Source organism: Kribbella pittospori (assembly GCF_004331465.1).
Taxonomy (GTDB): Bacteria; Actinomycetota; Actinomycetes; order Propionibacteriales; family Kribbellaceae; genus Kribbella; species Kribbella pittospori.
Window position 1 is genome coordinate 378,937 of sequence record NZ_SJKB01000005.1, and the last position, 17,509, is coordinate 396,445.

The window sequence follows — 17,509 nt, forward strand, 5'->3', positions numbered from 1 at the left end:
CCAGTACTTTCCTCTAGGTACCTACTATGCCACGGCAAGTAGCGTCCTCGTCATCAACCGAACGAGGAGCGAACATGATCGTGATCACCGGAGCCACCGGCAACGTCGGCCGCCCGCTGGTCCAGGCGCTGGCCGCCGCGGGCGAAGTGGTGACGGCAGTGTCCCGGCGGCGCGCTGAGGTGCCGGCCGGAGTACGACACGTAGAGGCGGATCTGTCTCGGCCGGAGACCCTCGAGCCTGCGGTCGAGGGAGCCGAGGCCGTCTTCCTGCTGACCGGACCTGAGTTCCTGGCCGGCGGGAACCTGAACGACGTCATCAAGACGATCCGGGCAGCCGGTGTCGAGCGGACAGTGCTGCTGTCCTCGCAAGGCGTCGGCACCAAGCGGCACCCGTCCGACCACGAGGATGCGGTGACCCGGTCAGGCCTCGCCTGGACGATTCTGCGGCCCGGCAACTTCAACTCCAACGCACTCCAGTGGGCGGCGGCCGTCCGGGCTCAGCGAGCGGTGGAGGCGCCGTTCGCCGACGTCGCGCTGCCCGCGATCGACCCGACCGACATCGCCGAGGCGGCGGCGGTGGTGCTCACGGACCCGGCCCATGCGAGCAACACCTACACGCTCACCGGGCCGGCGCCGATCTCACCCCGTCAGCAGGCTCACGAGATCGCGCTGGCGATCAACGAGCCAGTGCGGTTCGTGGAGCTGACCCGCACGCAAGCCCGCGACCGGATGACGCGCCACATGCCGGCACCGGTTGCCGACGCGACGCTGGACGTCCTGGGTTCACCGTCGACAGAGGAGCAGCAGGTGAGCCCCGACGTCGAGAAGGTGCTCGGCCGGCCCGCACGGACGTTCGCGGAGTGGGCCGGGCGCAACGTCGGGGCGTTCAGGTAGGTCGCACGAGGGGCAGGAAGACGTCGTCGACCAGCGATGTCAGTGTCGACGCGGCGACCGGCTCGCTGGTGAAGAGCATCTCGTGGCGCAGCAGGTTGGTGGGCGCGGTGAGCACCCTGCTGTTCCTGACCGGCTTCACCCTGTACGGCGCAATGCTCCTGCTGCCGCTGTTCTACCAACAGGCCCGCGGCGAGAGTGTGGTGCCTTCGGCGCCGCGACTTTGGCCGTGGTTCTGCAGAGCAACCTCATCGGGCACCCGACGGCGAGCGCCTACGCGACCAGCTTCTGGTGGGCCATCGCGTACACCGCTGTCGCCGCCGTACCGGCCTTCTTCCTGGGGGCTGTCAAGCGTTGACGCGGAGCAGGAGTTTGCCGGTGGTCGTGCCGGACTCGATCCGCCGGTGTGCATCGGCGGCGTCATGGAGCGAGAGCGTCTCGGTCCGGACCTCGAGCTGACCGCGGGCGGCCGCTTCGACTGCCCGCCGCAACCCCGCACCTGCCGCGGCCGGGTTCGCGGCGGCGAACGCAGCGAGGTTGAATCCGGAGACCGTCTTGTTGGTGAACCACAGCTCGTTGGCCGAGATCCCGACGTCGTCGGCGCCGGACGCATTGCCCATCACGACCAGGCGTCCCATCGGTGCCAGCCGATCCAGGCTCGTACGCCGACTCGCACCACCGACCATGTCGACGACCACGTCGAACGCACCCGCGTCGGCCACGTCATCGCGCAGGATCACCTCGTCGTAGCCGAACGCCTTGGCGGCCGCGATCTTGTCCGGCCGACCGACGGTCCCAACGGTCCGGCCGGCCCCGAGCAGACGCGCCGCCTGGCCGAGCTGGCTACCCACACCACCAGCCGCGGCGTGCACCAGCACGCTCTCGCCTGGTTCGATCCGCGCCACCCGATCCAGAACCAGGAACGCCGTCGTACTGTTCGACGGCAGCGCGGCCGCCAACTCCAGGCCGAGTCCATAGTCATCCAGGGGTACGACGAGCTCGGCGGCGGTCGTGACGACCTCGGCGTACCCGCCGCTGTCGACAATCGTCAGCGCCGCCACCGGCTGCCCGACCGACAGGCCTTCGACACCGGGACCGAGGGCACGGATCCGGCCGGACACCTCGATGCCGGGCACGAACGGCAGCGGGACGTCCACCACGCCCTGCCGGTAGAGGACCTCCGCGAAGTTGGCACCCGCGTAGGCGACGTCGATCGCCACCTGTCCGGCCGCCGGGACCGGGATCGGGACGGTGTCCAGGCGCAGTACGTCGGCTGGGCCGAAGGAGGGAATGGTGATTGCGGTCATCTGCGTGTTCTCGCTCATGGCATCGATCCTGCGAGCAGGGCGGTCGAACAGGCAGTGTCAGTTCATGGTGGGTGTGTCACCACCAGGCTGCGACGCCATCAGCCGTTCGAGCCGCTCCTCGGTGTCGGTGCCTGGACGCGGGTTGTGCAGGATCAGGTGATGGCCCGGGTGTTCGAGCACCGGGAACATCGTCGCGTCGAACACCAGCAGCCCCGCCTCGGGATGCGCCACAGCCTTCACCGCGTTGAGGTGCTCGGCCGCGTCGTGCCGCGCCCACAGTTCGGCGAACTCCGGGCTGACCGCCGCGAGGTCGGCCGCGATCCGGTCGAACTCCGGGTCGTCGGGATAGCGAGCCGCATCGGCCCGGAAGCCGGCGGCGACGTCCGGCGCGGCCTCGTCCCAATGCTCGTGCAGTCCGCGGAAGCGTGCGTTGGTGAAGTACGAGACCAGGCAGTTGTGGTCGGTGTCGCCGTACCCGAAGACTCGGCGGGCGACGTCGTTGACGGCGGTGAAGTTCCAGTGCCGGTCGCGGATGTAGGCGGGGCGTGGTGACCAGGCGTCGAGCAGCCGCTGCATCTCGGGTGAGGCGGGCACTGTCGGTGCCGCCTCACGCTGGGGTGGGTTCAAGCCGGCCAGGCGGTAGAGATGGGCGCGTTCGACATCGTCGAGCAGGAGCACGCGAGCGACCGAATCGAGGACTTCTTCGGAGACCTTGATGTCACGGCCCTGCTCCAGCCAGGTGTACCAGGACACTCCGACCCCGGCGAGGACAGCGACCTCCTCGCGGCGCAGGCCCGGCGTACGACGATTCCCGGCCGCGGGCAGCCCGACCTGCGACGGGGTGAGCCGCTCCCGGCGGCTGCGCAGGTACTCGCGGAGCTCTGTCTGCCGGCGGCTGCGCGCCGCGCCTCCACGCTGATCCGTCCCCACCCGTGCCACGCTACCGGAACCCCCTTTCCGCAGCCCGATGCTGGGCTCTTGAATTAGTAACACGCTTGGTTTAACTTATCCGCGCAGCTGCTCTCGCGTGTACTTCCGGCCCGCCACCTGGAGGTTTCAGCATGTCCAGACGCCTGCTCGCGTGGGTCCTTCCCGCCGTGCTGCTCGCCAGCGTCATCGCCGTACCGGCGGCTCAGGCCGCCACCATGTATCCGAGCGGCGTAGGCGCCGACCTCGGACCGACCCCGACCACGCTCGGCGTGAAGCCCGCCGCCGGCGATGACCCCGCCGGGTTGCGTACCGGCACCGAGCAGGGCCGCACGTACTGGCAGACCAACCAGGCCGCCGGCACCGGCTACCTCGAATTCGACGTCGACCGTGACTACGTCGACGAGATTGGCACAGACGACGTCCTGGTGACGGTGACCTACCTCGACAGCGGCTCAGGCACCCTCGAGCTCCAGTACGACGCCGCCACGAACCCGCAGGCCGAGGCGACCGACGTCCAACTGACCAACACGGGTCAGTGGCGGACCGGCACGTTCGAGCTCACCGACATCGGCTTCACCGACCGCCTCGGCGACGCCGACGTCCGCCTGTTCGGCAGCGCCGACATCACCATCTCGAGCCTCCGGATCAGTACGGCGGGAGCCTCGGTCCAGCTCGGAGCATCGCCGATCCAGTCCGGCATCAGCCCGCGCGCCGGCGACCGGCCGGAGAACCTGATCACCGGGGTGCAGGACGGCCGCGCCTACTGGCAGACCGACCACTCCGCGCCGTCCCCAGGCACGAACTTCTTCTACATGAACGTCGCCGACACCTACCTGTACGACAACCACAGCCTGGTGCTGATCAGCGTCGACTACTTCGACGCCGGCAACGGGCAGTTCGGCCTGCACTACGACTCCCCCGGCGAGACGATCCCGGAGAAGTTCAAGAACTCCGAGGTGGTTCAGTACGGCGACACCAAGACCTGGAAGACGCACACCTTCGCGCTCCCCGACGCGGTGATGACGAACCGCTCGAACGGCGGCGACTTCCGCATCCACAACGGCGACGGCTCGGTCGATCTGAAGGTCGCAGCCGTCCGCGTCGCCAAGGTCGCGACCACCCTCGACGTCACCGAGGGCCTGCTCGACCTGATCGACGAGGCGGCCCGGGTCGAGAAGGCTGCCCGCGAGGGAACCAGGGACGGTCAGTACCCGGACGGCAGTCGTGCGATCTTCCGTACGGCGATCGACGCAGCCCGCGCCGTCGCGGCCACCCCCGGCGTCACCGACGTCCAGGTGAAAGAAGCGCTGCAGACGCTGCAGTCGAAGCTCGACGCCTTCACCGCTTCGGTGGTCGACACCAATTTCGCATCCGACGGCCAGGCGACAGCGAGCAGTGGTAGCGGCGCCACCAACGTCAATGACGGCAACCACGACACCGCCTGGACGAGCGGTCAGGGCGACTCCTGGCTCCAGCTCGACCTCGGCAAGCCGCGACCGGTGAACGACGTACGGGTCGAATGGGCCGAGGCGTACTCCCCCGACTACACCGTCCAGGTCTCGATGGACGGCCGGAAGTTCACCGACGTCGGACGCATCGGATCCCCCGGCGGCAACCAGATCAGCCGGACCCGCTTCGCGACCACCACCGCGCGGTACGTCCGGGTCGCGATGACGGGTGCCGACTCGTTCATCGTCAAGGAACTCCAGCTCCGGCTGAGCCCGGTCGTCACTCCAAACCCGCGGTTGGTGCAGACGACCAACCCGACCGAGGACGGCGTGATCGCCGACTTCGACGCCACCCAGTTCGGCGCCGACCGCACCGGCCGGCACGATTCGACCAAGGCGATCCAGCAGGCCATCTACGCGTGTCAGGATGCGGGCGGCGGGACCGTCTGGCTGCCGGCCGGCAAGTACAAGGTCACCGACACCATCGAGGTGCACGCGTTCTGCACCCTCCGTGGTGACCACGGCGAGAAGCTCGGGACCGGGACTGTGGTCGTCGCGGATCTTGCCTCCGGCAACGACGGGCCGAGCCTGTTCCGGATCGGCGGCAGCGCCGGCGTGCTCGGCGTGACCACCTACTACCCGAACCAGAACGCCACCGACCCGGTCCCGTACAACTACACCTTCGAGATCCCCGGCGGCGCCTGGATCGGCAACGAGAACTACATGATGGCGACCGTCGCCGACGTCACCATGCTCAACTCGTACCGCGGGATCGGCATCAGCACGATGCCCAACGACCACGGCAACGCACCGAGCTCCGGCCAGGTGCACGAGTCGAGCACGATCCGCAACATCCGTGGCACCGCCCTCTTCGAGGGAGCCCGCGCGTACAACGGCGCCGACGTCGGCACCTGGGAGAACGTTGCGTTCAGCAACTCCTTCTGGGCGGACGCACCGGCCGTCTACCACCCGCCGGCGCGGACCGCGCTGGACGCGTGGACACGGGCCAACGGCACCGGTCTCGTCCTCGGCGACCTCGAGTGGGACCAGTTCCACCGGATCTCGCTCACCGACTACCACGTCGGCATCCATGTCGTCGCCGGACAGCGAGCCCAGTTCACGGGCAGCTTCCTTCAGCCGGACGTACGCCGTACTGACATCGGCGTGCTCGTGGACGTGATGGACGACCGCTGGGGTATGACGCTCGCGGCGGGCCGGATCGAAGGCAGTGACCACGCGATCCAGAACAACTCGCGCGGCTACGTGAAAGTCACCGGGACCACGCTCACTGGCGCGGTCGACGGCATCGTGCACCGGATGTCCGGCACGGCGCCGACGTACTCGCAGGAGCCGCTGCCCAAGCCGAAGCAGTCTCTGTACGTCGTCGACGCGCCGCACGGTGTCGGGTATTTGCCGGCCGCCGACGCAACGAACGCCGTACAGAAGGTGCTCGACAAGGCTGGGCGGAACGGCGGCGGCATCGTCTACCTGCCCGCCGGGTGGTACCGGATCAGCACGCATCTCAGCGTCCCGGCGAAGGTCGAGTTGCGCGGTGCGTCCGCCGTACCGAACCGGGATCAAGGCGGCGCCAGCGGCGGGACGGTCCTCCAGGCCTTCGAGAAGAACACCGAGACTGCGCTGATCACGCTGCAGAACCGCGCGGGCGTGCGTGGGTTGCGGGTCTTCTACCCCGACAACAACCCCGGCAAGGCCGAGGGCGTCGTGCCCTACCCGTACGCCGTCCGCGGTCACGCCGGTGGGAACTACGTGATCAACGCCGGCTTCCCGAACGCCTGGAACGGGATCGACCTCAGTGGCGACGACGTCGTCGTCCGCAAGGTCGCCGGGGCGTTCTTCGACCACGCTATCACCATCGGCCCGGGCACCAACGGCCGGATCGAGGGCGTGCTCTCGAACGGGAACGCGGTCACCCGGGTCGGCTACCAGCAGCCGTACTGGATGAACGAGGGCAGTATCTTCGAACTCGTCATCGACAAGTACATGCGCAAGACCGCCAAGATCGTCACCGTCGACGGCGCCCGCGGCCTGACGCTGCTGAACGTGTTCGCGTACGGCTTCCACGACGGGCTCGTGGTGAACAGCGGTCAGGTGGACGCCTTCAATCTGGGCACCGACAACCTCGGCACCGACGGTCATACGGTCAAGGTGGTCAGCGGAGACGTCGAGGCCACCAACCTGGCCCGCTACAACGGCGCCACCCTGTCCGGGCCGGCCACGCTGCGCAACGTGATGGTGATCAATGTCGTCCAGCGCAGTATCAAGGTCCAGGCCAGCGGTCCGGGCACGGCGACGATCGCCGGGAACGAGTCCGAACCGGGCACCTACGAGGTCGGCGCGCAGGTCACAGTGACGGCGGCGGCAACATCGGATAGCGTTTTCCAGAACTGGACCGTCGACGGCGTGGTGGTCTCGACCGACGCGTCGTACACCTTCACCGTCGCCACGGACCAGGTACTGACCGCGAATTTCCAGGCCAAGTAGGAGCGAGATGGCTGACGCACAACATCAGGTCGCGATCGTGGGTTGCGGCATCATCGGCCGCACCCACGCGGACACCATCGCGGCACGGCCCGACGCGACCGTGACCGCCCTCGTCGATGTCGACGCGAGCGCCCGGGAGGCACTGGCGGCCCGGCTGAAGGAGGCGGGGCAGCCGGTGCCCCAGGTGTACGACGACCTGCCCGCGGCCATCAGCGGGTCGGAGGTCTCGCTGGTCGCGATCTGCACGCCGAGCGGCACGCACACCGAGCTGGCCGAGCAGGCGCTGAACGACAAGAAGCACGTCGTGATCGAGAAGCCGCTCGACGTCGACCCGAGCCGGGCCCGCCGGTTCGGGGCGGCGGCCGCGCGGGCGGCGAGCCAGGGTGTGGTCACGTCGGTGATCAGCCAGCACCGCTTCGACGCGGGCAGCGTCGTGGTGAAGGAGGCGATCGACTCCGGCCGGTTCGGCCAGCTCACGTCCTGCGTCGCGACGGTTGCCTGGTGGCGCAGCGACGAGTACTACGCCTCAGCGGATTGGCGTGGGACGTGGGCGCTGGACGGCGGCGGCGCACTGATGAATCAGGGCGTGCACACGGTCGACCTCATGCTGTGGTTCATGGGTCGGCCGGTGCAGATCCAGGCGCAGGCGGTGCGGTCCACGCACCACGCGATCGAGGTCGAGGACACCCTGGTCGCGACGCTGACCTTCGAGTCCGGTGCCATCGGCACGCTGCATGCGACCACCGCGGCCTTCCCCGGTGGTCGGACCCGGGTGTCGGTGCACGGCACCGAGGGTGGTGCTGAGCTGGAGGACGACCTGCTGCGGCGCCTCAACGTCGACGGCGTCAAGGATGAGGCGCCCGTCGACGCCGGTCCGCCCGGCGGCCATGAGGCGCAGTACGACGACATCCTGACGGCGATCACGAACGGCGGACAGCCCGGGCTCACGGTCCAGGACGGGATCGAGGCACTCGCCGCGGTCCGCGCCGTCTACATCGCCAGCACCCTCCAGCGCCCGGTCAAATTCATGGACGTCCTCGAAGGCCGCTACGACGACGTGGAGGTCTCCCGAGGAATCCGCCTCCCACCGAACTGAACAGCCGCCGATAGCGCCCTATGTCACCGTTGGCGTGAAGACAACGCGTCAGCGGTGACATAACCCGCCAGTCGTCAGGCGCCGGGAGCCCGCTCGTTCAGGATTCGCTGGTAGAGGTTGCAGTCCTGCCAGGTGCCGGCGATGTGCAGGTACGTCGGCGCGTGGCCGATCTGGGTGAAGCCGGTGCGCTGGAGGACGCGCTGCGAGGCAGCGTTGTTCGTCAGCGTGCTGGCTTCGATCCGGTGCAGCTTCAGCTCGGTGTCCGCGATCTCGGCCACCGTCTCCACCGCGCGCGTCGCCAGACCGCGACCGACCGCTTCGGCCGCCAGCCAGTAGCCGAGGCTCGCGCTGCGGAACGGCCCGGGAACCAGGTCGCTCAGGGTCGCCGCACCGATGATCCGGTCGCCGTCGGCCAGCAGCCACGGCACCACCTGACTGTTCTTGTACCGCTCGAGCTGCGCGGTGAGCCGCTCCTCCTGACCGGCGACGGTGAACCACTTCTCGGGCCGCGCGGGCTCCCAGGGGCTGAGGTGGTCCCAGCTGCGGGTGTAGGCGTCAGCGAGGGCGGGAGCGTCGTCGAGTGAGGCGATCCGGAGCTGGACTTCCGGGGTGAGTTGGCGGGGTGAAATCACTTCGGCAGCCTACGTGCCTGACTGGATCCGCTGACCCTAGGGGTGAACGCGTCGTGGAAGATCGTCGAGGCGGCCCCGACGGCGGCCGCGTCGGTCTGCAGCATCGACTCCTCCACCGCGACCGGCCGGGTCTCGCGGGCGACCGGATGCGCGTTCACCGCGCGGCCGATCTCGGCCAGGAAGATCTCCGAGATCTCCTTGCCGAACGCCGGCCCGCCGAGCACGACCAGGTCGATGTCGAGCAGGTCGACGAGCCCGACGGCGCCCTGACCGACCACCCGCGCGACCTGGGTGACCGCCTTCCGGGCCGCCTCGTCACCGTCGGCCGCCGCCTTGCACACCGCCTTGTACCGCTTGGCCTCGTCGGTCGCGCTCGGGTCGGTCTCGACGTACCCGTACTCCGCCGCGATCACCGGCAACGACGCGGTCGGGTTGCACTCGGGCACCATCCGCGGCCCGTTCTCCACGTCCCACTCCCCCATCCGCAGTGCCGCGATCTGGCCGAACTCCCCGGCGTTCGCCGTACCACCGCGATAGATCGAGCCGTTCAGGATCAGGCCGCTGCCGACGCCGGTGCCGAGATAGAGATAGGCGAAGTCGCGGGCCCGGGCCGAGCGGCCGATCCAGCGTTCGCCGATGGCGGCCGCCGTACCGTCCTTCTCGACCAGGACGGGGTGGTTGAGCTTCTGCTGTAGCAACTGGCGGATCTTCAGCCCGCGCCAGGCCGGCTGCAGCGGCAGCGCGAGGAGTGAGCCGTCGGCGTCGATCGGCCCGGGTACGGCGACACCCACGCCGAGCATCGAGTCGAGGTCGACCTGGCTGATACTCAGCGCCGCGGTCACGGTCGCCGCGGTCAGGTCGACCAGACGGCCGGCGTCGAGATCATCGGCGAGGTCGACGGTCTCCCGACGCACGATCGTGCCGTCGAGGTCGACCACCGCGACCGTGAGCAGCTCGGGATCGATGTGGATGCCGACCGCGTGCGCCGCATTGGAGCGCATCCGGACCGGCGTCCGCGGCTTGCCGAGCCGTTCGGCGCGCTCCTGCGCCTCCTCCACCAGCAGACCCTGCTGCAGCAGGATGCGCAGGATCCGCGACACCGACTGCTGGGTCAGGCCGGTCCGGCGGGAGATCTCGGTCCGGCTGATGGTGCCGGCCAGCCGGATCGTCTCGATGATCACGGCCTCGTTGAAGGAGCCCAGGTCGTACTGGTTCGCGCCCGCGCGCCGAAGCTCCGTCAGCCCTGCCTTCTCGCCTGATTGGTCGTCCGTGCTCATCGCCCACCTCCCCGCCTGTCCCGATTAGCCGCGATCGTACTGCGCGTGAGCAGCTGTCACGGTGCTTCCAGCGCACCGTCGGGGCGCCGTACGCCGGCCGCCCACTCGTCGTGTCCGGACAGTTGCGCGGAATAACGTGCGGCGGCCTCCAGATCGACGTCGATCCCCCAGCCGGGCGCCTCGTTCGGCCGCAGCCAGCCGTCCTCGATCCGTAGCGTGCCGGGGAACACCTCATGGGTCGCCTCGTTGTACAGGTGACCCTCTTGGATGCCGAAGGCAACAGAGCTGACGTCGAGCGCGACGTTCGCGGCGGCGCCGATCGGCGAGGTGTCGCCCGGGCCGTGCCACGCCGTACGGACACCACACAGCTCGGCCAGGTCGGCCAGCTTCCGGGCCGGGGTCAGACCACCGATGTCGGAGACGTGCGAGCGGATGAAGTCGACGCCGAGGTCGCGGACCAGCCGGACCGCGTCACCCATCGACGTCGTCAGCTCACCGACCGCCAGCGGGACGGGAGAGGCGGCGCGAACCTCGGGCAGCCGGTCCCAGTGCTCGGGCGGCAGCACGTCCTCGAGGAAGAACAGTCCGTACGGCTCGAGCGACCTGGCCAGCAGCACCGCCTCCTTCGGCGTCAGCCGGGAGTGGACGTCGTGCAGGAGCTCGATGTTGTCCGGCAGCGCCTGCCTCGCCTCGGCGAACAGCTCCGGGGTCGCGCGCAGGTAGTCCCGCGCCGACCAGCCGTTGTGGTACGGCGCGTCCGGGTAGAGCGTCGGCACCCGCGGAGCCCCGTACCCGCCGCCTCCCGGCGTCGACATCTGCAGCCGGATGTGCCGCCAGCCCTGAGCGACGAGCTTGTGCGCGTGCTCGAGCGTCTCCTCGATGGTATGGCCGCTGGCGTGGATGTAGGTGTCGGCCGCAGCCCGCACCTTGCCGCCGAGCAGCTCGTAGACCGGCATCCCGGCGCGCTTCCCGGCGATGTCCCACAGGGCCTGGTCGATACCCGAGATCGCGTTGTTCGTCACCGGTCCGCCGCGCCAGTAGCCGCTGAACCCGGCCAGCCGGGTCAGGTCGCCGATGTCACCCGGGTAGCGGCCGACCAGCAGCCGGGCCAGGTGCTCATCGATGAAGGTCTGCACCGCCTTCCACCGCTGGGTGAACGTCGCGCAGCCGAGGCCGTACAGGCCGGGCTCGGTGGTGTCGATCTTGACCACCACCAGCGGGATGCCTTGTGGTGCGGTGACGATCGCCTGGACCGCGCTGATCCGGACGTCGTCGCGTACGGGCCAGGGCTGGTCGAAGGTCGAGGGCATTCAGAGCTCCAAGGGAAGGGTCGGTAGGTCGAGTTCGTGCTGGGCCTGGAAGCCGAGCACGGTCCTGACAGCAGTCAGATCGATCGGCACCTCGCGCCCGATGAACCGCCGCAGTCGCGGCACGTCCGGCGCGAAGGCGTCCAGCAAGGCTTCAGTCTCGTACGGCGCATTGGTGGTGCCGGCGGCGACGAAGAAGGTGTGCGCGCCGGACAGTGGAGCCGTCAGCCCCAGCTCGATCGAGTACGCCGCGTCGCGGGTGTCCAGATAGCTCCAGGCCTCCCGGAAGCCGCCGGCCGGGTCCTCCCGGGCACGGTCGGCCTGCCGCTGCAGTAGCTCGCCCGAGTTCACATGCGGGAACCGGAACGCGACCACGTCGATCCCCCACCGCCGCCACGCCATCCGCGCGGTGTTCTCGTCGTTCTGCTTCGACAGCGAGTAGGGGTCGGCGACGTCGGTCGCCATCTTCTCGTCCCACGGGAAATACGCCGGCTTGATGTCGTGCGGGTTGAACGGCAGCCCGGTCGCGTTGATGCTGCTCGCGATCACCGCCCGCTTGATGCCCCGGGCACCGGCCTGGGCAAGCACGTTGAACGTCGACACCACATTGACGCTGTACACGTCGTACGGCGTACCGGCCGACGGGTGAGCCAGCGCCGCGAGGTGCACGACCAGGTCTGCGTCCTCCAGCGCCTGGGCCACGTCGGTCTCGGAGCGGGTGTCACCGACGAGGATCCGGTCGGCCTTCAGGTCCGGATGTTCGCCGTTCGACAGGGTGGTCACCACCGCGCCGAGCGCCGTCAGGTGCTCGACCGTGACCAACCCGATGCGGCCGGTGGCCCCCGTGACCGTGACCCGCCGGCCGTTGAGTGCATTCACTCCTTGATCCCTCCCGACATCCCCACACCTCTCAGGAACTGCTTCTGGAACACCAAGAACAGCACCACCGGGATCAGTACCGCCAGGAAGAGCGCGCTCATCTGCAGTGAGATCTCCGTGGTCTCGGCCACCCGGGGCAGCGCCACCGAGATCGGTTGCAGGCGCGGATCCGGCAGCACGAGCAGCGGCCACAGGTAATCCTTCCAGGAGCCGATCACGGTCAGCAGGGCGACCACCCCGACAATCGGTTTCGACAACGGCAGCACCAGCGAGGTGAAGAGTCGCAGGTTGCTCGCGCCGTCGATCCGGGCAGCCTCGATCAGCTCGCGCGGGATCGCGTCGAAGTACCGCTTCATCACCAGGATGTTGAAGGCACCGGCCGCCTGCGGCAGCCAGACCGCCCAGAAGGTGTTCTGCAGGTTCACCCCGAGCAGGGGCATCTTGAGGATCGTCATGTACAGCGGGACCAGCGAGATGACGCCGGGCAGGAACAGCGTGGCCAGCACCGCACCGGTGATGATCGGTCCCCACTTCGGCCGGAGCACGCTGAGCACGAAGGCACCCGTCGTACAGACGAAGAGGGTGGAGATCATCGAGCCGATCGCGATGATCGCGGTGTTGCCCAGGTACGAGCCGATCTGGACCCGGTTCCAGGCGTCCGGGATGTTCTGCCACTGGATCCCGGACGGCCACAGCTGCATCGGGCCGCGCAGGATGTCCTGGCTGGTGGACAGGCCGGACTTGAGCAGCCACAGCAGCGGGCCGACGCCGGCGATCACGACGCCGATGAACAGCAGCACCTGGATCGCAGGCAGGCCGTACTGGACCACTGACCGCTTCCGGTCCGCGGTCGAGATGATGCCGCGTTCGTGGCTCATGTGGTACTCCAGCGACGGGTCAGGAGGTGGTAGACGACCGACAGCACGCACAGCACCCCGGCCAGCAGCACGCTGAGCGCGGTCGCGGCACCGAAGTCGCCGTTGATGAACGCGTACCGGTAGATCAGCAGCAGGATCGTGGTGGTCGCGTTGTTCGGGCCGCCGCCGGTGAACAGGAACGGTTCGGTGAAGACCTGGAACGTCCCGATCAGCTGCAGCAGCATCATGATCAGGATGATTCCGCGGATCTGCGGCAGCGTGACGTGCCAAACCCGCTTCCAGATCCCGGCCCCGTCCAGCTCGGCCGCCTCGTACAGTTCGGTCCGTACGCCGGTCAGTGCGGCCAGATAGATGATCGACGTGGCACCGGCTCCGGCCCAGGTGGCCTCCAGCACGATCGCCGGCATCGCCAGGCTCTGCGAGTTCAGCCAGGCGAACGGCCCGAGACCGAACCAGCCGAGGATGGAGTTGAAGACGCCCGCGCCGCTGGGGTCGTAGAAGAACTTCCACAACAGGATCGCCGCCACCGGCGGAACCACCGCCGGCAGGTAGGAGATCACGTTGTAGAGCCAGCCGGTCTTGCGCAGTTCGCTGATGAAGACGGCCAGGAACAACGGGACCGGGAAGCCGAAGATCAGCGCCAGCAGGCAGAAGTACAGCGTGTTCAGTGCCGCCTGCGGGAGCTGCGGGTCGGTCAGCACATAGCTGAAGTTGGCCATCCCGACCCACTCCGGCGGGGTGACCAGGTTGTTCTTCTGGAAGCTCAGCACCAGGCCGCGGACGATCGGGCCCCAGGAGAAGTACAGGAACGTCAGCACCAGGGGCACGGCGAAGATGACGCTGCTCAGTCCGCCGGAGCGGTACCAGGTGGCAACGCTCCGGCCGGACTTCGGCGTACGCAACAAGGACATGTGACTACCGGGCCAGGCGCGCGTCGATCTTCGAGGCGGCGTCAGTCAGCAGTTTGTCGATGTCCGCGTCCTTCTTCGTCAGCACCTGCTGGACCACCGGGTCGAGCAGGGCGTAGACCTCCTGGCCCTTGTTCGACGGCTCCGGCAGCAGCTTCAGCGACTTGGTCGAGTCGATGTAGCCCTGGAACTGCTGCACCGGGACGTTCACGTACGGCTCACGCCACTTGTTGAACTGGTCGTAGGTCTCCTGGCTCAGCGGCGAGATGCCCGGGCGGCCGACGAAACCCTTGTCCGCGATCGTGGTCTTGGCGTCCGCGACCGCGACCGACTCGGTCGTGTACTTGTCGAACTGGTCGAACTTGATCCACTTCAGCGCCGCGACGATCTCGTTCTTGGACGCCTTCGGGTTGATCATCTTCAGCGAGCCGCCGGTCAGCGTGCCGTGCGGGCCGCCGTCCTGCGGAAGCGCGGCATGACCGTAGTCGGCCGGCTTCATGCCGAAGTTCTTCACCGCCATGTCGTAGGCGTCCGGCGCCTGCAGGACCATGCCGATCTTGCCGGCCGCGAAGTCCTGCCGGATCTCCTCCTGGTTGTAGAGGAAGTTGCTGCCCATCGAGTTGTCGCTCCAGCGCATGTCCTTCAGCAACTGCAGCGCCTTCTTGGTCGGCGCGTCGTTGAAGGTGGACTTCTTGCCGTCCTGGCTCTCGACCGAGCCGCCCATGCTGTAGGTCATCGTGGTCAGCATCCAGCCGCCGGTGTTGTCCTTGGTCAGCTGGGCGTAGCCGGCCTTACCGGTCTTCTCGGTGATCTGCTTGGCGTACTGCCGGACCTCGTCCCACGACGTCGGCGGCTTGTCCGGGTCCAGGCCGGCCTGCGTGAACAGCGCCCGGTTGTAGGCCAGACCGACCGAGAAGACGTCGATCGGGACACCGTAGATCCGGCCCTTGTCGTCCTGGACGATCTTCAGCACGTTCGGGTTCAGGTCCTTGGTCAGGTCGACCAGCTTCAGCTCGTCGGTGATGTCCGGGAGCTGCTTGTTCGGGATCATGTTGGCCGGTTCGGTGAAGCTGATGTTCATCACCGTCGGCAGCGAACCGCCCGCGACCTGCGCCTGGAAGGTCTGCGCGTCCCACTTCGTCTCGGTCGACTTGACCGTGATGTTCGGGTGGGCGGTGGTGAAGTCCTTGATCTTCTTCTCGAACGCCTTGATGTCGTTCGGCTTGTCGGGGGTCGGACGGTCCCCGATCGTGATGGTGACCGGCGCGTTCTCGTCGATCGCACCGGCCGCCGGGCCGGACGACGGCGTCGTACCGTCGGCGCAGCCCGCCACCGCGAGCACCAGCCCCGCCACGCCGAGGCCGGCGCTCCACCTGCTCACTCTCGTCATCGGAACTCCTCGGGTTTCCGCATGCCGCCGATGTGCTCTGAGCCACACACCGGCCAGGTCCCGAGTAAGTTAAACCAAGCGTGTTACTAATTCAATGCCTACGAGCTACCGATTCCGGCAACGGTTTGGATCAGCCGCCCAGATCGCCCATCGGCATGTATTTGGGCGACGGTGTGTCGCCGAGGAAGTCGAGCAGCAGGCCGTTCACCACTGCAGGCTTCTCCAGCGGTACGGCGTGGGAGGCGCCGGGGATGACCGCGACTTGCGCGTCCGGGATCGCCCGCGCGACGGCGACGTTGTGCTCGATGCGTACGCAGTCGTCATCTCCTTGCATCAGCAGGACCGGCATCGGCAGGTGCTGGACGTCGGCGGGCTGGATGTCCGGGATCGATCTCCACATCTGGGTCCACTTGGCGAACACGACGTCGAAGTGTTGGGGTCCGTCGGGCGACAACCGCTCGTACTCCTCGCGGGCGAATGACGCGAGTGAGTCCAGGCCCTCGGGTGTCGTCATCAGGCGCTCGTTGGCGGGCGTTCCGCCCGCCCGGGTGAGCTCGGTGCCGATCATGACCAGTTTCCGGACCAGGTCCGAGTGGCTCAACGCCATCCGTACGGCGACCTTGCCGCCGTCGCTCCAGCCGATCACGTACGCCGACTCGAGTCCGAGCGCCGCCATGAACGCGATCATGTCCTCGGCGTAACCGTCCATGGTGGCCGGACCGTCGACGTCCGGGCTCCGTCCGTGCCCGCGGCGATCGGGGATGAACACCTGATAACGCTCAGCGAGCGCCGGTGTCTGCGCCTTCCAGCTCTCCCCTGTGGTCGCACCACCGTGGATCAGGAGCACCGGCTCTCCGGTCCCCTGCGTCTCGTAGTAGATCCGGATTCCCCCCGCATCGGTCTCCATAATGTCGAACGTAGCAGCGGGTTTCCGACGTTCCCAGTGCTACAGATCCGACGAGGAGGACCCATGACTGATGCGGTTGTGCACTTCGAGATCATCGGGACCGATCCGGTCCGGCTCCGGGAGTACTACGGCGAGTTGTTCGGCTGGGAGTACGAGGTCGGCGACACCGTGTCCGAGCAGGTTTCCGAGCCCGGCAGCTACGGTTTCGTGGACGGCAGTACGACGGGTGCGCCCGGGCTGAACGGCGGCGTCGGAGGCGGGCCTGGTCTCCAGCCGAAGGCGCTGTTCTACGTCGGTGTGGACGATGTCGGCGCGGCGCTCGACCGGGCCGAGGAGCTGGGCGGCCGGCGGGTGTTCGGACCGGACGGCGTACCGGGGAAGCTCGTGGTCGGGCAGTTCACCGATCCGGAGGGCAACCTCGTCGGGGTGGCCGGGCCGAAATAGCGTCGCGGCCGGTTCGCCGGTCGGCGAGGATGGCGGCATGATCCTCCGACCGGCGACGGCCGACGACTTCACGTTCCTGACCGAGATGTTGCTGGAGGCATACAACTGGGACGGGACGCCCTGGTTCACGCTGGACAAGCTCCGGGCCGAGGACAGTGCCTGGCGGTACGTCGCCGGCTGGCCGCGCGCGACCGACTTCGGCGTCGTGGCCGAGGTCGACGGCGCCCTGGCCGGCGCGAGCTGGGCGCGTCAACTGACCGCCGATCGCCCTGGGTACGGCTACATCGCCGACGACGTTCCCGAACTCACGCTCGGTGTCGCGCCGGCCTTCCGCCGCCAGGGCATCGCCCGCGCGTTGCTCACGGAACTCATCGCCATGGCGGGCAAAACGTCGTACCGGCGGCTGGCTTTGAGTGTTGACCCGGGCAACCCGGCAGCGGGCCTCTATCGGTCGCTCGGGTTCCAGAAGATCGCGGTCAACGGCACCTCGGACACGATGGTGCTCGAGGTCTAGCTAGTCGCCCGCTGTCCACGGCCGACCTTGGGCACCGATCAACCACCAAATTCCGTCCCGCGTGACCGACCCGTGCTCAAAGTCGCGTCTCGCACGCACCCGGACGCTGGCCGATCAGCCGGGGTCGTTGGTCGCGGGCGGTGGTCGCGGACCGGCAGGCCATCGCAACGGGCGAGCCGTACGGCCCGATGGCCGATTCC

Annotated in this window: 17 protein-coding genes; 6 read left to right on the forward strand and 11 right to left on the reverse strand. The window is 68.2% G+C overall.

From position 1 onward, the window contains the following. Window positions 1-74: 74 nt before the first annotated feature. Window positions 75-893 carry an NAD(P)H-binding protein gene (locus E0H73_RS18640; protein WP_131357619.1) on the forward strand — a complete coding sequence of 273 codons (819 nt, stop codon included), beginning with the start codon at window positions 75-77 and terminating at the stop codon, window positions 891-893. Here the strand turns inward: E0H73_RS18640 and E0H73_RS47245 are convergent. Next, window positions 886-1,032 carry a hypothetical protein gene (locus tag E0H73_RS47245; protein WP_238164075.1) on the reverse strand — a complete coding sequence of 49 codons (147 nt, stop codon included), beginning with the start codon at window positions 1,030-1,032 and terminating at the stop codon, window positions 886-888. The genes E0H73_RS18640 and E0H73_RS47245 overlap by 8 nt on opposite strands. Before the next feature lie 87 nt (window positions 1,033-1,119). On the opposite strand from E0H73_RS47245, the gene E0H73_RS47965 reads away from it, so the two are divergent. After that, window positions 1,120-1,248 carry a hypothetical protein gene (locus tag E0H73_RS47965; protein ID WP_272949134.1) on the forward strand — a complete coding sequence of 43 codons (129 nt, stop codon included), beginning with the start codon at window positions 1,120-1,122 and terminating at the stop codon, window positions 1,246-1,248. Here the strand turns inward: E0H73_RS47965 and E0H73_RS18645 are convergent. Further along, on the reverse strand, window positions 1,238-2,215 hold the full coding sequence (locus E0H73_RS18645) for a quinone oxidoreductase family protein (protein ID WP_202867442.1): 978 nt from the start codon (window positions 2,213-2,215) through the stop codon (window positions 1,238-1,240). The two genes, E0H73_RS47965 and E0H73_RS18645, sit on opposite strands and share 11 nt — an antisense overlap. Before the next feature lie 39 nt (window positions 2,216-2,254). Next, window positions 2,255-3,127, reverse strand: a complete 873-nt coding sequence (locus E0H73_RS18650) for a helix-turn-helix transcriptional regulator (RefSeq protein ID WP_131357622.1) — start codon at window positions 3,125-3,127, stop codon at window positions 2,255-2,257. A gap of 131 nt (window positions 3,128-3,258) precedes the next feature. On the opposite strand from E0H73_RS18650, the gene E0H73_RS18655 reads away from it, so the two are divergent. Both E0H73_RS18655 and E0H73_RS18660 read left to right on the forward strand, forming a co-directional pair. Next, window positions 3,259-7,077 carry a discoidin domain-containing protein gene (locus tag E0H73_RS18655; protein WP_131357625.1) on the forward strand — a complete coding sequence of 1,273 codons (3,819 nt, stop codon included), beginning with the start codon at window positions 3,259-3,261 and terminating at the stop codon, window positions 7,075-7,077. 7 nt (window positions 7,078-7,084) lie between these two features. Then, complete coding sequence (locus E0H73_RS18660) at window positions 7,085-8,173, forward strand: Gfo/Idh/MocA family protein (protein ID WP_131357628.1); 1,089 nt, start codon at window positions 7,085-7,087, stop codon at window positions 8,171-8,173. A gap of 74 nt (window positions 8,174-8,247) precedes the next feature. Here the strand turns inward: E0H73_RS18660 and E0H73_RS18665 are convergent, their stop codons facing one another. The 8 genes from E0H73_RS18665 to E0H73_RS18700 form a co-directional block, all read right to left on the reverse strand. Beyond that, complete coding sequence (locus E0H73_RS18665; RefSeq protein WP_131357631.1) at window positions 8,248-8,805, reverse strand: GNAT family N-acetyltransferase; 558 nt, start codon at window positions 8,803-8,805, stop codon at window positions 8,248-8,250. Next, complete coding sequence (locus tag E0H73_RS18670) at window positions 8,802-10,082, reverse strand: ROK family transcriptional regulator (RefSeq protein WP_131357634.1); 1,281 nt, start codon at window positions 10,080-10,082, stop codon at window positions 8,802-8,804. Before E0H73_RS18670 ends, E0H73_RS18665 begins: the two co-directional genes overlap by 4 nt. Window positions 10,083-10,138: 56 nt before the next feature. Beyond that, window positions 10,139-11,392 carry an enolase C-terminal domain-like protein gene (locus tag E0H73_RS18675; protein WP_131357637.1) on the reverse strand — a complete coding sequence of 418 codons (1,254 nt, stop codon included), beginning with the start codon at window positions 11,390-11,392 and terminating at the stop codon, window positions 10,139-10,141. After that, a complete protein-coding gene (locus tag E0H73_RS18680) occupies window positions 11,393-12,268 on the reverse strand; it encodes an NAD-dependent epimerase/dehydratase family protein (protein ID WP_131357640.1) in 876 nt (291 codons plus the stop codon). Next, on the reverse strand, window positions 12,265-13,146 hold the full coding sequence (locus E0H73_RS18685) for a carbohydrate ABC transporter permease (protein WP_131357643.1): 882 nt from the start codon (window positions 13,144-13,146) through the stop codon (window positions 12,265-12,267). Before E0H73_RS18685 ends, E0H73_RS18680 begins: the two co-directional genes overlap by 4 nt. Further along, entirely contained in the window at window positions 13,143-14,057 is a 915-nt protein-coding gene (locus E0H73_RS18690) for a carbohydrate ABC transporter permease (protein WP_131357646.1), read from the reverse strand. Before E0H73_RS18690 ends, E0H73_RS18685 begins: the two co-directional genes overlap by 4 nt. A gap of 4 nt (window positions 14,058-14,061) precedes the next feature. Beyond that, window positions 14,062-15,444, reverse strand: coding sequence for an ABC transporter substrate-binding protein (locus E0H73_RS18695; RefSeq protein WP_131357649.1), 1,383 nt, complete (start codon window positions 15,442-15,444; stop codon window positions 14,062-14,064). A gap of 130 nt (window positions 15,445-15,574) precedes the next feature. Beyond that, window positions 15,575-16,351 (reverse strand): alpha/beta fold hydrolase, encoded by a 777-nt coding sequence (locus E0H73_RS18700; RefSeq protein ID WP_131357652.1) that lies wholly within the window; start codon window positions 16,349-16,351, stop codon window positions 15,575-15,577. 63 nt (window positions 16,352-16,414) lie between these two features. On the opposite strand from E0H73_RS18700, the gene E0H73_RS18705 reads away from it, so the two are divergent. Then, window positions 16,415-16,795 carry a VOC family protein gene (locus tag E0H73_RS18705; protein ID WP_131357654.1) on the forward strand — a complete coding sequence of 127 codons (381 nt, stop codon included), beginning with the start codon at window positions 16,415-16,417 and terminating at the stop codon, window positions 16,793-16,795. A 37-nt stretch (window positions 16,796-16,832) separates the two neighbouring features. Next, a complete protein-coding gene (locus tag E0H73_RS18710) occupies window positions 16,833-17,309 on the forward strand; it encodes a GNAT family N-acetyltransferase (RefSeq protein WP_131357656.1) in 477 nt (158 codons plus the stop codon). Window positions 17,310-17,509 lie beyond the last annotated feature (200 nt).

Coding starts and splice junctions, on each gene's coding strand:
- E0H73_RS18640 (WP_131357619.1), top strand. CDS start 75: ATGATCGTGATCACCGGAGCCACCGGCAACGTCGGCCGCCCGCTGGTC.
- E0H73_RS18645 (WP_202867442.1), bottom strand. CDS start 2,215: ATGAGCGAGAACACGCAGATGACCGCAATCACCATTCCCTCCTTCGGC.
- E0H73_RS18655 (WP_131357625.1), top strand. CDS start 3,259: ATGTCCAGACGCCTGCTCGCGTGGGTCCTTCCCGCCGTGCTGCTCGCC.
- E0H73_RS18660 (WP_131357628.1), top strand. CDS start 7,085: ATGGCTGACGCACAACATCAGGTCGCGATCGTGGGTTGCGGCATCATC.
- E0H73_RS18670 (WP_131357634.1), bottom strand. CDS start 10,082: ATGAGCACGGACGACCAATCAGGCGAGAAGGCAGGGCTGACGGAGCTT.
- E0H73_RS18675 (WP_131357637.1), bottom strand. CDS start 11,392: ATGCCCTCGACCTTCGACCAGCCCTGGCCCGTACGCGACGACGTCCGG.
- E0H73_RS18685 (WP_131357643.1), bottom strand. CDS start 13,146: ATGAGCCACGAACGCGGCATCATCTCGACCGCGGACCGGAAGCGGTCA.
- E0H73_RS18690 (WP_131357646.1), bottom strand. CDS start 14,057: ATGTCCTTGTTGCGTACGCCGAAGTCCGGCCGGAGCGTTGCCACCTGG.
- E0H73_RS18695 (WP_131357649.1), bottom strand. CDS start 15,444: ATGACGAGAGTGAGCAGGTGGAGCGCCGGCCTCGGCGTGGCGGGGCTG.
- E0H73_RS18700 (WP_131357652.1), bottom strand. CDS start 16,351: ATGGAGACCGATGCGGGGGGAATCCGGATCTACTACGAGACGCAGGGG.
- E0H73_RS18705 (WP_131357654.1), top strand. CDS start 16,415: ATGACTGATGCGGTTGTGCACTTCGAGATCATCGGGACCGATCCGGTC.
- E0H73_RS18710 (WP_131357656.1), top strand. CDS start 16,833: ATGATCCTCCGACCGGCGACGGCCGACGACTTCACGTTCCTGACCGAG.